The sequence below is a fragment of the Cytobacillus stercorigallinarum genome (genome assembly GCF_014836495.1).
Classification (GTDB): domain Bacteria; phylum Bacillota; class Bacilli; order Bacillales; family Cytobacillaceae; genus Cytobacillus; species Cytobacillus stercorigallinarum.
The window spans coordinates 39497-53360 of the sequence record NZ_JACSQT010000012.1 but is presented as its reverse complement, the minus strand read 5'-3'; the positions used below and the strand labels follow the sequence as shown (position 1 = coordinate 53360).

Genomic DNA, 13864 nt, shown 5'->3' with positions numbered 1-13864 from the left:
ATGATGTTAGTTTAAGAGTACTTATATGTTCTTTATAAAGAACTAACAATCAGGGAGGTAGCGCATGACAGCCATTGCTGGGATAGGGAGCTTCAATGAGTGGGAAATTCCTGTTCATCACGGGGATAGGATGTTGCAACAGTTTCAAGGGTTCCGTTTTGATCGAGTGCAAACAAGAAGAGAGCGCCACCTATTCTTAAGTTGTTCTTTAAATTGGATTACACCACAATCAAGGGATGAGGAAATCCCCTATTACGATTGTGAAAAAGGTTTAACTATCATATGCAATAGTATTATTGATAATCGTGAAGATTTATATCAGCAATTAAATATTCGGAAGCATGAGAAATATATGATAACCGATAGTCAACTGATTTTATATGCCTATGAAAAATGGGGAGAAGACTGTCCTAAGTATTTAGTCGGTGATTTTGTATTCATGATTTGGAATGAAAAAAAGCAATCGTGGTTTGGGGCTAGAGATTTCTCAGGTACGAGAACATTATATTTTACTAAAAATGCTTTGTTCTTCTCATTCGCATCGACAATGGGTGCTTTACTGACCTTACCAGAGGTAGATGATACATATAATGAAAACTGGATCGCTGAATATCTTGCTAATCCATTAACGATAGAATCAGTAGATTTAACCTCAACGGTCTATCAATCTATCTATCAAATACCACCTTCACACTCAATCACAGTAACGAAACATAAGACGGAGTTCAAGCAATACTGTCATCTACTAGAAGAAAGAGAACCGCTTCACCTAAAGAATGATGAACAATATATTGAAGCATTTCAAGAATTATTTCAAAAAGTAGTTGATTCCAAATTAAGAACATTCAAGGCAAAAGGTGCTCATTTAAGTGGAGGTTTGGATTCAGGTACTGTCACTGCATTCGCAGCGAAATCATTACAAGGGGAACCGCTACATACATTCAGCTATATCCCTATCCCCAAGTTTGAAGATTGGACACCGAAAAGCAGACAAGCGAACGAAAGACCATGGATTGAAGAAATGCTTAAGCTGTATCCTACTCTCGTGCCGCACTTCTTCTCATTCTCTGAACGCAATGCTTATACAGAAATAGATGAGTGGTTGAATGTGATTGAATCACCTTATAAATACTTCGACAATACGTATTGGTTACGCGGAATTTACGAACAAGCATCAGCACTGGACATAGGTATTCTTCTCAATGGCCAACGAGGCAATTGGACCATTTCTTGGGGCCCAGCTCTTGATTACTATGCCAGTCTTCTTAAAAAGTATCGATTATTACATTTTTTTAAAGAGACAAATGCCTATAGTACTAATATAGGCGTGGATCGAAAAAAAGTTTGGTCGACGATTATAAATAAAAAAATAAGAGCATCCCATGTGAATCGGGGGCATCCCTTCCCACAATTTATTCATCCCGCATTTGCAAGACAAACAAAGGTATATGAAAAATTAAGAGAGTACGGTATTGACCAAGGGGGGAACGGTCTAACTAATGCGTATCAAGTGAGAGAACAGCAATTCAAAGACCTTTATTATTGGCATACAACAGGGGGATATGGCGCAAAAATGGCCTTGAAATATGGGGTAATTCCTAGAGACCCTACAGATGATTTAAGGGTGGTCCGTTTTTGTTTATCTCTTCCAGAGGACCAATTTGTAAAAAATGGATTCAATCGTGCCTTTATTCGACGAGCAACGAAAGGATATTTACCGAATCTTAATCGATTAAATGTAAAAAGCAAGGGTGTGCAAGGTGCAGATGGGTTGCTGCGATTGCAACCAAATTGGCCGTCTTTTCTAAATGAAATGGAGAAAGCATTAAACGATCAGCGCATTCAGCACTATATCGATGTGTCAGTCATCCGGCACCATCTAAAACGTATTCAGCAACCACAAGCAAATCAAGTGTTTGATGATGATTTTCGCATAGCGATGCGGACACTTATTCTCTATCGTTTTCTTATTAAAGGAGGTGAAATCAGTGACAAAAATTTGGCAAACACCCATTTTGCAAGAACTTGAAATAAAGAGAACGATGGGAGGACCAGGGTTGCAAATCCCGGATGCTGTCCAACCAGATGAAGATGAAACTATTCATTATTCGTAAGCACATTAAAGCAAACGGCCCTTGTGCCTTATGTATAAGGGCTTCTTAGAGAAGAGTCAAAAAGATGATAAGTTTAATTGATATTTCGTGCGCTAAAAATGGACGCTATTGCCCTTAGGTATTTCATTCGAAAAAATAGGCTAAAGATCTTTCTGTACGCTTATAGGCAGTGGCGTCTGGCGCTTTTCTTAGAAAGGAGGAACGTGTTGGAAAAGAAGATACACAAATATCGAGCATTCGGTTTATATGTATTAAGTGATATTCCGTTTAAAGAACTCGTTGCTACCGAAGAATCAGAGCCCTCTACTCCCTCTGAGGTAATTAGTATTAAACAAAGAGATTTATCATCTATATGGGATAGTTATGGTAAGGAAAGACAATTTAAAGTATTAACAGACCAATCTGTTCTATTCAAAGTAAATGAAACGGCAACTTTCTATATTGAGGGCGGCAGGGTCATTTATTTTGATCCCCATCCTAGTGGTTCAATAGATAAAGTCCGTTTATTTATATTAGGATCGTGTATGGGTGTTCTATTAATGCAGAGGCGGATATTACCCCTTCATGGAAGCGCAATAATGAGGGATGGCAAAGCTTATTTAATTGTCGGCGATTCAGGGGCAGGTAAGTCGACACTAGCTTCGACGCTTATTCTTAAAGGATGGTCGTTATTAAGTGATGATGTCATACCTATTCAATTAATAAACGGCATAGCCTACGTAGTACCGAGCTATCCACAACAAAAACTATGGGATGAAAGTATTAAAAAGTTAGGTTTATCCGTTACAAGTTATCACCCTCTTTTTGAGAGAGAAAATAAATATGCGATACCTGTACAGAATGTATTTACCCATCATTCGGTTCCACTTGCAGGTATTTTCGTCCTACATCAGGTGAATGAAAGACCAAAAGAAATACAATCTTTAAATGGGTTGCAAAAAATTGAAGTTTTGGATACTCATACATATCGCCCTTTTATGATTGAGCGGTTAGATCTATTAGCTTGGCATTTTGACTTATCAGTTAAGATTGCTAGTCAAATTCCCATGTACGCGATCGAACGGTCGAACTCATTTTCAGCATATGAGCTGGCTGATACGATTCATAACTTATTTGAGGAGGAACATAATGATAGCAAAGAAGCCATTGTCAATCAATGATAGTGTGAAACAAGTGAGTGGAAACATGGTAAGTGATATGAACGGTGAGAAAGTGATGCTGAATATTGAAAACGGTAAATATTATAATTTAGGTGTCATTGGTGGTGATATTTGGGGAAAGATGCAAGAAACCGTGTTGGTCTCTTCTCTCATATCGCAAATGCAAGCAGAATATGAAGTAGAGCAAATCAAATGTGAAGAAGAGGTTTTTTTCTTTCTTGAACAGCTTCTAAAAGAAGGGCTTATTGAAGTACAGCAACATGAATAGCATACTTTTTCGTAAACTTAAACATTTTCTTTCTCTTCCTTGGGAGAAAAAACGCTTATTAATAGAGGCCATGATCTACCTAGCATATGCAAGAATTTATAAGCAGTTACCATTTTCTAAAGTTTCACATCTACTAGGTAAGCATATGAAAGAGACAGAAGAAACGCAGATAATTCATAGAGAGAATGCGATTCAACAAATTTCTGAAGCAGTACATCATATGAGTCGGTATACGTTTTGGGAGAGTGAATGTTTAGTTAAGGCTGTTGCTTGTATGAAAATGCTTGAAAGAAGAGGAATAGAAAGTACTTTATACTTAGGGACTGCGAGGGATGAATGTGGTGAGTTTGTCGCTCATGCATGGTTAAGGAGTGGCACTTTCTTTCTGAGCGGGGCGCATGAAAAAGATAAGTTTACAATTGTTAGCATGTTTGCATGTATACCGAAAAAGGAGAAAGAGAGATGGTAAGAACGTCATTTTTAAACAATAAAGATTTACCATTAGAAATGCAACTGATCATATCATTGATGAAAAACGAAAAGCAACTAGTGCTTTCATTATGTAACAAAGTAGATTGGGATCAGTTCCTACTAGCGGTTAAGCATCATCGAATATTCCCGCAAATCTTCCATGCAATAAATGAACAAAGATTGGCAGATGAATTGCCAGCATATATCGTTACAAAAATAAAAAAAGATTATGAGCAGAACATCTATCGTATGCTGCATTTGACTGCGGAAATGCAAACACTCTATCGTCAGTTTCAACAAGCATCCTTACCGCTTCTTTTTCTCAAAGGTCCTATACTTGCTAAAGAGCTTTACGGTGATCTGTCTTTGCGCACATGTGCGGATATCGATTTGCTTGTGCCAATTGAGCGTATTGAACAAGCAGAACAATTAATGCTCCAACAAGGTTATGAAAAAGATGATTACATTGAATCGGTAATGGATGATTGGAAATGGCGGCATCATCACTTTACCTACTTTCATAAGCAACATCGAACGAAGGTAGAAGTTCACTGGCGCCTTCATCCTGCACCAAGCACAGAGCCCCATTTTACCGAGTTATGGGAGAGAAGGAGAGAAAGTCAGTGGAGTAGTCAAATTAGCTTTCCTTATTTAGGTGAAAAAGATTTATTCTATTTCTTAAGCACTCACGGTGCTAGACACGGGTGGTCAAGGTTAAGATGGCTGTTTGATATTCATCAGATCTTGTTACAGGGAAGTTTTGTGAATGATAAGGACTGGTCACATCATTTAACCCAGTATCAATACGAAAAAATCGCTGGGCAGGCATTATTATTATCGGCAAAACTATTTAATTCAAATATTGAATCAACATATATGGATAAGCGCGCAGCAATCAAGTTAGCAAAAGGTGCATCGTTTTATTTTCACCATTTGGTTTCGTTACATGACCATTATGTACCAAAGGAAATAGCTCATTATCATGCACAATATTTACGCAGTTTATTTACTTTGAAGCAGAAGTTCATTCATTATTTACAATGGTTCTATCCTTTGTCCGAAGATTATCAAGCTTTCCCGTTACCGAAAAGATTGTTTCCACTCTATTATGTAATAAAGCCTTTTTTGTGGTTAAACAGGAAACGGCAAATGCTGCAAAGTGCGAGAAAGAAAACATGTTGACTTGTTCTTTATAAAGAACTAAAATGAAATAAACCTAATCTAATTCTATTTTTTTACTTTTTTTGTTCTTTATAAAGAAAACACAAAAGGTGGATTACAAATGAACAGATATTTGAATGAACCTGGGGCTAAAGAAATACAATTACCTGAACTGTATAAAGTCATTAAGAAAAAGTTTTGGCTTGTGCTCCTGTTTATGTTGCTTGCTTGTGGGATTGCTTTTATTTATCACTTATTAAATAAACCAACATTACTCTATCAAAGTGATACGAATATTATTATTGGGGCAGAAGTTGGTTATCGAAATACTTTACAAGTCATCATTCGAGACACAGTTGTATTAGAAGAAGTAATTAAAGAGTTGAAATTAGAAGAAACAAGTGATCAATTAGCGAATAAGATTACTGTGGCGAGTGTTGATGATACGCAAGTGGTGAATATAACCGTAGTTGATGCCCATCCAGAAAGAGCCGCTTTAATTGCTAATACTACTGCAAAGGTATTTATTGAAAAAATCCCTACTATTATGGATTTTGATGAAGTCAGTATTTTGTCAGAGGCACGACCTAACCCGATTCCTATTAATGAAAGTAATGGGCTGAATATGATTTTGATTGCAGGGGTGTTAGGTTTAGTTGCGGGAATAGGTTTTATTTTCCTATTGGACTCATTAAATGACTCTGTAAAGTCAGAAAGCCAGCTTGAGAGATTAATCGATGTGCCAACAATTGGTACAGTTTCTATCATACATACGAAAAATTTGAGACAAAAGAAACAAAAACAAACAATGAAAGAAAGGAGGGAAACGAATGGTCAATATGGGGAAATGGAGAATCGGTACGAGCAATAAGGGACGAAACTTAGTCACTTATTTGTACCCCCATTCCATCATTTCTGAACAATTCCGCACGATAAGAACAAATATCCAATTCATTAATCGTGAGAAAAAGCATATGGTCTTGCTTATTACTTCACCAGATCGTTATGAAGGTAAGACGACAATGATAGGAAATATTGCTGTATCCATCGCGAACCAAAAAGAGAAAGTGCTCCTAATTGATGCTAATTTAAGAAATCCCGCCTTACATCAAATGTTTATGTCAGCTCAAGAGCCTGGTTTAACAGATGTATTGAAAGGAGATGCAATACAAGAAGAAGTGATCGTTTCTACGCAAATTCCTGGTCTAAAACTATTGCCGAGTGGGAAGATTCCATCCAATCCCTCAGAGCTACTTGGTTCTGATGTCATGAAGAATCTTATTGCTAAAGTTAGCCCATTATATGATGTGATTTTAATTGATTCTCCTTGTTTATTAGATGTGACTGATACAAAGGTGTTAGCGAATGTTAGTGATGGTGTGATACTCGTCGTAAAACAAGGGCAAACAAAAGCAGAACATGTTTACAATGCTAAAAAAACACTACAATATGCAAAGTCGAACATTATTGGCACCATATTGAATGGAAGCCATTAATTTTTTTATATGATTGTTCGTTATTAAGAATATTTTTAGGTGATGTCTCCTTGCCTTTATCCAAAGGAGATACTCGGTCATGCTGTGGGTTGAAAGAAACCTTAGACGCCTTGTCGTCAAGAGTGTGGTGAGAGGGGGGGTTAGATGCCCTGTTTTACATATAAAAAAGGTTGATACTTGTGATATTAGCCATATTAAATCTTCATAGCAAGGGAGGGATAATGTTGTGTCTTGCAGACTAAAGTTTATTTTTTCGCTATTGATGGATGCGGGATTACTCTTTGGTTCTTTTATATGTACCTATTTATTACTTCCAACTTCTTTTTCAAATTTACAAGCTATTATAATTTATAGTTTATCACTTCTATTTTATTATACGTTTGCCTATAAACAGAAGTTCTATGAGCAATTATGGTCCTATGCTAGTCTCCGGGAATTTTTTATTATTCTCAGGATTGTGGCAACGACAGTCTGTTTAACAATGATTACATACTTCATGTTATTTAAAGCTTTTCTTCCACAATTTACAATCATTTATGGTTTAGTGCTGCTCATTGTATTAACAAGTTCAAGATATGGTGTAAGAGTCTATCGTGAACGAATTCAGGAGCTAGCTATTAATAAGAAAAAAACATTAATTATAGGTGCTGGTTCAGCAGGCGGTATGCTTGCCAAACAATTGATGCAAGGACATGATCAATTAATTCCAGTCGGTTTTATTGATGATGATTATAGAAAACAAGGGTTGTATTTAGCAGGCTTAAAGGTTTTAGGAAAGGTTGAACAATTAAATGAGATTGTACAGGAAATGGCTATAGAGCATTTAATCATTGCTATTCCTTCACTAAAAAAAGAAGAGCTCGAAATCATTTTTCATCAATGTGCCAAAACGAATGTTAAGACACAAACATTACCCTTTATTGAAGATATTGTCATGGGAGAAGTAAAAGTGAATCATATACGAGATGTAAAGGTGGAAGATTTACTGGGGAGAGAGCCGATTCTCTTAGAGGACAACAGTATTTCCGAGTATATTGCCAACCAAACGGTACTTGTCTCTGGTGCTGGGGGTTCAATTGGTTCAGAAATTTGCCGACAGATTTTAAAATTTTCACCGAAGCGTTTAATTCTTCTCGGTCATGGAGAAAACAGCATTTATTCCATACGATTAGAACTGGAAGATATGCAAAGTGATTGCGAACTGATTCCTGTTATTGCTGATATTCAAGATAAAGCCCGCATGATTCAAATCATGAAAATATATCAACCGGCAGTCGTTTATCATGCAGCTGCCCATAAGCATGTACCATTAATGGAAGAACATCCAGAAGAAGCAGTAAAAAATAATATGATTGGTACAAGGAATATGGCTGAGGCAGCTCATCAGTCACAAGTCAATGTGTTCGTAATGGTGTCAACAGATAAAGCGGTTAATCCAACAAGTGTAATGGGGTCATCGAAGCGCCTTGCGGAAATGCTTGTTCAACAAATGAATAAAGTAAGTACAACTCGTTTTGTTGCGGTAAGGTTTGGCAATGTATTAGGTAGCAGGGGTAGTGTCATTCCTCTTTTTAAAAAGCAAATCGAAAAAGGGGGGCCAATTACTGTCACACACCCTGATATGGTGAGATATTTTATGACAATTCCCGAGGCTTCAAGGCTTGTACTACAGGCAGGTGCCTTAGCCTTAGGCGGCGAGATATTTATTTTAGATATGGGTAAGCCGGTAAGAATATATGATTTAGCAAAAAATTTAATTAAACTTTCTGGCTATACAACTCAGGAAATTAATATCAAATTCACTGGTATTCGAAAAGGGGAGAAGTTGTTTGAAGAACTATTGAATAAAGAGGAAATGGGAATTCAGCAAATTCATCCACATATTTATATTGGGAAAAGCGCCACTCTTTATATTAAAGAGATTGAAAATTTAATTGATTTATACCCTTTGATGAGTAAAGAGGAATTAAGAGAACGGTTGTTATCCCTTGCAAATCGAAGTGAAACCCCAGAGAAAAAACAGGAAGTTGCTAATATGTTATCACTATCTTAATGAAGAAGGAGTGAGTAAGTATGAAGCAAGTAAGAAAAGCAATTATTCCAGCGGCTGGCTTAGGAACTAGATTTCTCCCAGCAACAAAAGCCATGCCAAAAGAGATGCTACCACTAGTCGATAAGCCGGCAATTCAATACATTGTGGAAGAAGCAGTTGCTGCTGGTATTGAAGATATTATTATTGTTACAGGCAAAGGAAAAAGGGCAATAGAGGATCACTTTGATTATTCTTTTGAACTAGAACAAAATTTAATGAGCAAAGGTAAATTTGAATTACTATCAGAAGTGAAGAAGTCTTCTCAACTGGCCAATCTCCATTATATCAGACAAAAAGAACCGCTTGGGTTAGGGCATGCTATATGGTGTGCACGGAAGTTTATTGGTGATGAGCCGTTTGCGGTTCTGTTAGGCGACGATATTATTGAAGGATTCACGCCTTGCATAGCTCAAATGATAGATCAATACGAAGAGCATAAAGGGACAATTCTCGGCGTGAAAAAAGTAAAAGACGAAGAAGTATCAAGGTATGGCATCATTGATTTTGAAACAGTGACGGAAAGACTATATACGGTGCGCTCTTTAATTGAAAAGCCAGATCTTGATCAAGCACCATCTAACTTAGCGATCATGGGGCGATACATCTTGCCACCGAGTATTTTTGATATACTTTCATATCAAGAGCCAGGGAGGGGGAACGAAATTCAACTAACAGATGCGTTAGCCACTTTAAATCAAAGTGAGCCGATCTTCGCATTCGAATTTCAAGGAGAGCGCTATGATGTTGGTGAGAGACTTGGCTATATACAAACATCCATTGAATTTGCTTTAAAACGTGAGGATTTACAAGAGGAGCTGTTAGGGTTTCTACAAACGATAACAGAAAGATATTCAATCAAATGATGGTGAAAAAACTGCTATTAGTTGCTACAGTCGACTATCATTTCAAGGCATTTCATCTCCCTTTTATGCGCCAACTTTACGAACAAGGTTGGGAAATTCATATAGCCGCTAAAGGAGACTTAACATTACCTTTTGTATCCGAACAGCATCGCCTCCCGATTGAAAGACATCCGTTGAAAACAGCCAATCTATATGCGTACAAGCAGTTAAAAAGATTAATAGAGAGGCATCAATATGATATTGTTCATTGTCATACACCTACTGGTGGGTTACTTGGTAGATTGGCCACTTTTACTATGAAGAAGAAGCCATTACTATTTTATACTGCTCATGGATTTCACTTTTGCAAAGGTGCACCACTGCTTAATTGGTTAATCTATTATCCTATTGAAAAAATTTTGGCGCGGAAAACGGATTGTTTGATTACGATCAATCAAGAAGATTATGCCTTAGCCAATCGGGCATTGAAAGCGAGGGAAATAGCTTTTATCCATGGAGTAGGCGTGAACTTAGCACAATATCAGCCCATTGATAGGGAAATAAAGGAAATACTAAGAGAGAAGCATCTGATTGAAAAAGAGGCTTTTTTATTTTTTTATGCAGCAGAGTTTAATCGAAACAAAAATCAAAGGCTTTTACTCCAGGCGTTTAAGAAAATAGCGAAACATCAACCGTCTTGCCAATTAATATTAGCAGGGGAAGGACCGCTGTTATCAGATTGTCAAAGACTTGCTAAGGAGCTTGGAATTGATCGTCAAGTAGTATTTCTCGGGTTTACAAATGAAGTGAGGGAATGGTTGCAAATGAGTGATGTAGCTGTTGCATCTAGTTTAAGAGAAGGTCTCCCAGTAAATATTTTGGAAGCAATGGCCTGCGGTCTACCCATTGTAGCGACTATCAATCGAGGACATCATGAATTGATTAGGGACCAACAGAATGGATATCTTATAGCAGCGACTGATGTTCATCATTTCGCAGAAAAAATGGAGAGTCTTATTCTTTCTGAACAAGAGAGAGAGCGCTTCGCAAAAGCAAATAGGCAACTCGCTAGCAAGTATTCAACTGAGGTCGTCATGGAAGAATTAATGATACTATATGCTAAATACACGCAGGAGAAGAAAGATGAAAGCAATCATCAGCATTATCGTGCCTATATATAATATGGAAAAGTATGTAGAAAGATGTTTACATAGTTTGCTCACACAAACATTTAAAGGAATTGAAATTATCGCCGTTAATGATGGTTCAACCGACCGAACGGGGGACATTCTTTCAAAATATCAAGAGAAGGATAAAAGGGTAAAGGTCTTCTACCAGGAGAATAAAGGTGTATCCGAGGCCCGTAACCTTGGACTAAAGCATGTGATAGGGGAGTACATTGGTTTTGTCGATCCTGATGACTGGGTTCACCAAGAGATGTATGAGGTATTATACGGAGCACTTCAACGAGAGCAGGTAGATATTGCTATGTGTCGATATACACGAGCGTATCAACACTTTTCTAAGGAAAAATATTTTCATCACTTGAAAGAAAAACCCTATAGAGGAGAAGCCTATAAAGAACAGATTGTCAGGCGGTTAGTAGGACCAATTAAAGAAGAAGTCTCTGACCCTAGTATGCTTGATGCCATGGGAACCGTTTGGTCAAAGTTATATCGTAGAAATTTATTAACAGAACAGCCGATCCTTTTTACAGATTTGCATCATATTGGATCAAATGAGGACACCCTTTTCAATATGAAAGTGATGAGCTTAGCTGACTCTTTTGTCTATGTCGATCGTCCTTTATATCATTACTGGAAAGAAAATGAACATTCTCAAACGAGTGAATATCGATCGGATTTATTTCAGCTTTGGCAACAACTTTATGAAGAAATGAATCATTGCCTAAAGGCGTATTCATTCAGTCGTCATGCCCAAACAGCTTTAAATAATCGTATTTGCTTAAATATGATTGGGTTAGGCTTAAATATCCTTGCTTCTAAAAATCAACTGACAATGCGAGAAAAAATCAATGAAATAGATATCATTTTAAGTGCACCTATTGTTAGAGAGGCTTTTAAAGGGTTGGATATCAGTTACTTTCCATTCGTTTGGAAAGTATTTTTTGTTTGTGCCCGTTCACGTTCAGCTAGCTGTGTCTACTATATGCTTACGATGATAGATAGATTAAGAAAAAAACGCTGGGGAGGTAGGTCATGAGGGAATTAAGAGTGTTGCAAGTGGTAACGATTATGAATCGTGGTGGGTTAGAGACGATGTTAATGAATTATTATCGTCGCCTTATTCATGTTGGCATTCAATTTGACTTCATTGTCCATCGGCAGGAAGAAGGTCATTATGACAAGGAAATTAAGAGGCTAGGTGGCCGTATTTTTCATATGCCATCCATTCGCCCAGGCAATTACCAAAAATACTTTAAACAGTTGGATGCCTTTTTTGCCGAACATCCATATTACCGCATTGTACATGCTCATTTAAACGAAAATAGTAGTTTTATTATGCGTGCAGCCTATGATGCTGGTGTGCCGTGTCGGATTGCACATAGCCATTTGAGCGACTTACATATGGATTTTAAATGGCTGTTTCGCAAGTATGCGAGATTATGCATGAAGGAGTATCCTAATTATTACTTTGCATGTTCAGAACGTGCGGGGGATTGGTTATTTAAATCATCATCTAAGAGCGAGGTAACCGTTTTACCTAACGCAGTAGATGTGAGTCAATACCTTTATCATTTACCAGAGCGAAAGCGGATAAGAAGAGAATTGGGCGTGGATGATTCTTTTGTAATTGGTCATATTGGACGCTTTAATTATCAGAAAAATCATGATCTCATCATAGATATTTTCCAATCCATATGTGATAAAAAGAAGAACGCTGTTTTAATTTTAGCTGGAGATGGTGACTTAATGCCGCAAATAAAGAAAAAAGTTCAAAAGCTAGGGTTAGAACAACAAGTGAAATTTTTAGGTGTGAGAGAAGATATTCCTTCGCTTTTGCAATCTTTTGATGTTTTTTTATTCCCTTCTCATTTTGAAGGTTTGCCTGTAGTTTTAATTGAAGCCCAGGCTGCCGGTCTTAGTTGTCTTGTCTCTGATACGATAACGGCAGAAGTGGACCTGACTAACAGGGTAACATTTATGAGCTTATCTAGTAAGGCTTATGAGTGGGCAGATAAACTATTGCAGTTAGATAACCAACATAAGGATACCTCTAAGGAATTAAAAGTAGCCGGTTATGATATTGAAACAACGAGTCAGTGGTTAGCTACTTTTTATAACGAATATAATGATATTGAAAGTCATGTGAGCGGGGCGAATATAAGATGAAACCATTATTAACCATTTTTACCCCGACCTATAATCGTGCTTACACGCTACATTTAGGCTATGAAAGTTTAAAGAAACAAACATGCCAATCCTTTGTGTGGCTAATCATTGATGATGGTTCGAATGATGGAACAAGGTCAATGGTTCAAGAGTGGATAGAAGAGGGAATTATTTCTATTCGCTACCATTACCAAGAAAATTTAGGTATGCACGGCGCACATAATACAGCTTATGAGTTAATCGAAACAGAATTGAATGTATGCATCGATTCTGATGATTATATGCCTGTCGATGCGGTGGAGAAAATTATTACTTGTTGGAAGCAAAATGGAAGTGAGGACGTAGCCGGTATTGTCGGACTTGATGCCTATCAAAATGGGGATATCATCGGGACAGAGTTACCGGCCGATTTGTCTACTAGCACATTAGGAGAATTATATGGTGTTCATAAGGTGAAGGGAGATAAGAAGCTTGTCTATCGAACAGCCTTGACGAAAGCAACACCTGCCTATCCTATTTTCTCAGGAGAAAAATATTGCCCGTTAAGCTATAAGTACATTTTCATTGATCAGTTAAAGCCGTTATTACTTCTCAATGAGGTATTATGTCATGTCGAGTATTTACCAGACGGCTCTAGTTTAAATATGCTAAATCAATATTATAAAAACCCAAAAGGTTTTGCGTTCTTTCGTGAAACAGCTATGATCTATGCTCCTTCATCGAAAGAAAAGTTAAGAGAATGTATACATTATGTTTCTAGTTGTTTATTAAGTCGGAAGGACCACTTCATTCAAGCGTCACCTTTAAAGGGTATGACACTCATTGCACTACCATTTGGTTATCTACTATCAATTTATATACGTCATAAGCAACGAAAAAGGTATGTCATGGGAAGTGAGCAGTAATC

Annotated in this window: 14 protein-coding genes; all 14 read left to right on the top strand. The window is 37.3% G+C overall.

Translation table 11 applies throughout. The annotated features are described in order from the left end of the window. Nucleotides 1-64: 64 nt before the first annotated feature. Nucleotides 65-2029 carry an asparagine synthase-related protein gene (locus H9655_RS18900; protein ID WP_191816808.1) on the top strand — a complete coding sequence of 655 codons (1965 nt, stop codon included), beginning with the start codon at nt 65-67 and terminating at the stop codon, nt 2027-2029. Then, a complete protein-coding gene (locus H9655_RS18895) occupies nt 1989-2114 on the top strand; it encodes a paeninodin family lasso peptide (RefSeq protein ID WP_191816807.1) in 126 nt (41 codons plus the stop codon). The genes H9655_RS18900 and H9655_RS18895 overlap by 41 nt, the downstream gene beginning before the upstream one ends. A gap of 206 nt (nt 2115-2320) precedes the next feature. Then, a complete protein-coding gene (locus tag H9655_RS18890) occupies nt 2321-3274 on the top strand; it encodes an aldolase (RefSeq protein WP_191816806.1) in 954 nt (317 codons plus the stop codon). Then, nucleotides 3243-3542: a lasso peptide biosynthesis PqqD family chaperone gene (locus H9655_RS18885; protein WP_191816805.1), complete on the top strand. Its 300-nt coding sequence runs from the start codon at nt 3243-3245 to the stop codon at nt 3540-3542. Before H9655_RS18890 ends, H9655_RS18885 begins: the two co-directional genes overlap by 32 nt. After that, nucleotides 3535-4011, top strand: coding sequence for a lasso peptide biosynthesis B2 protein (locus tag H9655_RS18880; protein ID WP_191816804.1), 477 nt, complete (start codon nt 3535-3537; stop codon nt 4009-4011). Before H9655_RS18885 ends, H9655_RS18880 begins: the two co-directional genes overlap by 8 nt. Further along, a complete protein-coding gene (locus H9655_RS18875; protein ID WP_191816803.1) occupies nt 4005-5195 on the top strand; it encodes a nucleotidyltransferase domain-containing protein in 1191 nt (396 codons plus the stop codon). Before H9655_RS18880 ends, H9655_RS18875 begins: the two co-directional genes overlap by 7 nt. A gap of 100 nt (nt 5196-5295) precedes the next feature. Then, complete coding sequence (locus H9655_RS18870) at nt 5296-6045, top strand: YveK family protein (RefSeq protein WP_191816802.1); 750 nt, start codon at nt 5296-5298, stop codon at nt 6043-6045. After that, nucleotides 6005-6670, top strand: a complete 666-nt coding sequence (locus H9655_RS18865; RefSeq protein WP_225230758.1) for a CpsD/CapB family tyrosine-protein kinase — start codon at nt 6005-6007, stop codon at nt 6668-6670. The genes H9655_RS18870 and H9655_RS18865 overlap by 41 nt, the downstream gene beginning before the upstream one ends. 226 nt (nt 6671-6896) lie before the next feature. Further along, nucleotides 6897-8723, top strand: a complete 1827-nt coding sequence (locus tag H9655_RS18860; RefSeq protein WP_318245520.1) for a polysaccharide biosynthesis protein — start codon at nt 6897-6899, stop codon at nt 8721-8723. Nucleotides 8724-8743: 20 nt separating this feature from the next. Then, nucleotides 8744-9625 (top strand): UTP--glucose-1-phosphate uridylyltransferase GalU, encoded by an 882-nt coding sequence (gene galU / locus H9655_RS18855; protein WP_191816801.1) that lies wholly within the window; start codon nt 8744-8746, stop codon nt 9623-9625. Next, complete coding sequence (locus H9655_RS18850) at nt 9625-10785, top strand: glycosyltransferase family 4 protein (protein ID WP_191816847.1); 1161 nt, start codon at nt 9625-9627, stop codon at nt 10783-10785. Before galU ends, H9655_RS18850 begins: the two co-directional genes overlap by 1 nt. Further along, nucleotides 10748-11827, top strand: coding sequence for a glycosyltransferase family 2 protein (locus tag H9655_RS18845; RefSeq protein ID WP_191816800.1), 1080 nt, complete (start codon nt 10748-10750; stop codon nt 11825-11827). The genes H9655_RS18850 and H9655_RS18845 overlap by 38 nt, the downstream gene beginning before the upstream one ends. Then, the gene (locus H9655_RS18840) at nt 11824-12957 is read left to right on the top strand and encodes a glycosyltransferase family 1 protein (protein ID WP_191816799.1); all 1134 of its coding nucleotides are present in this window, start codon (nt 11824-11826) and stop codon (nt 12955-12957) included. The genes H9655_RS18845 and H9655_RS18840 overlap by 4 nt, the downstream gene beginning before the upstream one ends. Next, nucleotides 12954-13862, top strand: a complete 909-nt coding sequence (locus H9655_RS18835) for a glycosyltransferase family 2 protein (RefSeq protein ID WP_191816798.1) — start codon at nt 12954-12956, stop codon at nt 13860-13862. Before H9655_RS18840 ends, H9655_RS18835 begins: the two co-directional genes overlap by 4 nt. Nucleotides 13863-13864 lie beyond the last annotated feature (2 nt).

Excerpts from the sequence above, each read along its gene's own strand:
- H9655_RS18900 (WP_191816808.1), top strand. The coding sequence starts at position 65 with ATGACAGCCATTGCTGGGATAGGGAGCTTCAATGAGTGGGAAATTCCT.
- H9655_RS18885 (WP_191816805.1), top strand. The coding sequence starts at position 3,243 with ATGATAGCAAAGAAGCCATTGTCAATCAATGATAGTGTGAAACAAGTG.
- H9655_RS18880 (WP_191816804.1), top strand. The coding sequence starts at position 3,535 with ATGAATAGCATACTTTTTCGTAAACTTAAACATTTTCTTTCTCTTCCT.
- H9655_RS18875 (WP_191816803.1), top strand. The coding sequence starts at position 4,005 with ATGGTAAGAACGTCATTTTTAAACAATAAAGATTTACCATTAGAAATG.
- H9655_RS18870 (WP_191816802.1), top strand. The coding sequence starts at position 5,296 with ATGAACAGATATTTGAATGAACCTGGGGCTAAAGAAATACAATTACCT.
- H9655_RS18865 (WP_225230758.1), top strand. The coding sequence starts at position 6,005 with ATGGTCAATATGGGGAAATGGAGAATCGGTACGAGCAATAAGGGACGA.
- galU (WP_191816801.1), top strand. The coding sequence starts at position 8,744 with ATGAAGCAAGTAAGAAAAGCAATTATTCCAGCGGCTGGCTTAGGAACT.
- H9655_RS18850 (WP_191816847.1), top strand. The coding sequence starts at position 9,625 with ATGGTGAAAAAACTGCTATTAGTTGCTACAGTCGACTATCATTTCAAG.
- H9655_RS18845 (WP_191816800.1), top strand. The coding sequence starts at position 10,748 with ATGAAAGCAATCATCAGCATTATCGTGCCTATATATAATATGGAAAAG.
- H9655_RS18840 (WP_191816799.1), top strand. The coding sequence starts at position 11,824 with ATGAGGGAATTAAGAGTGTTGCAAGTGGTAACGATTATGAATCGTGGT.
- H9655_RS18835 (WP_191816798.1), top strand. The coding sequence starts at position 12,954 with ATGAAACCATTATTAACCATTTTTACCCCGACCTATAATCGTGCTTAC.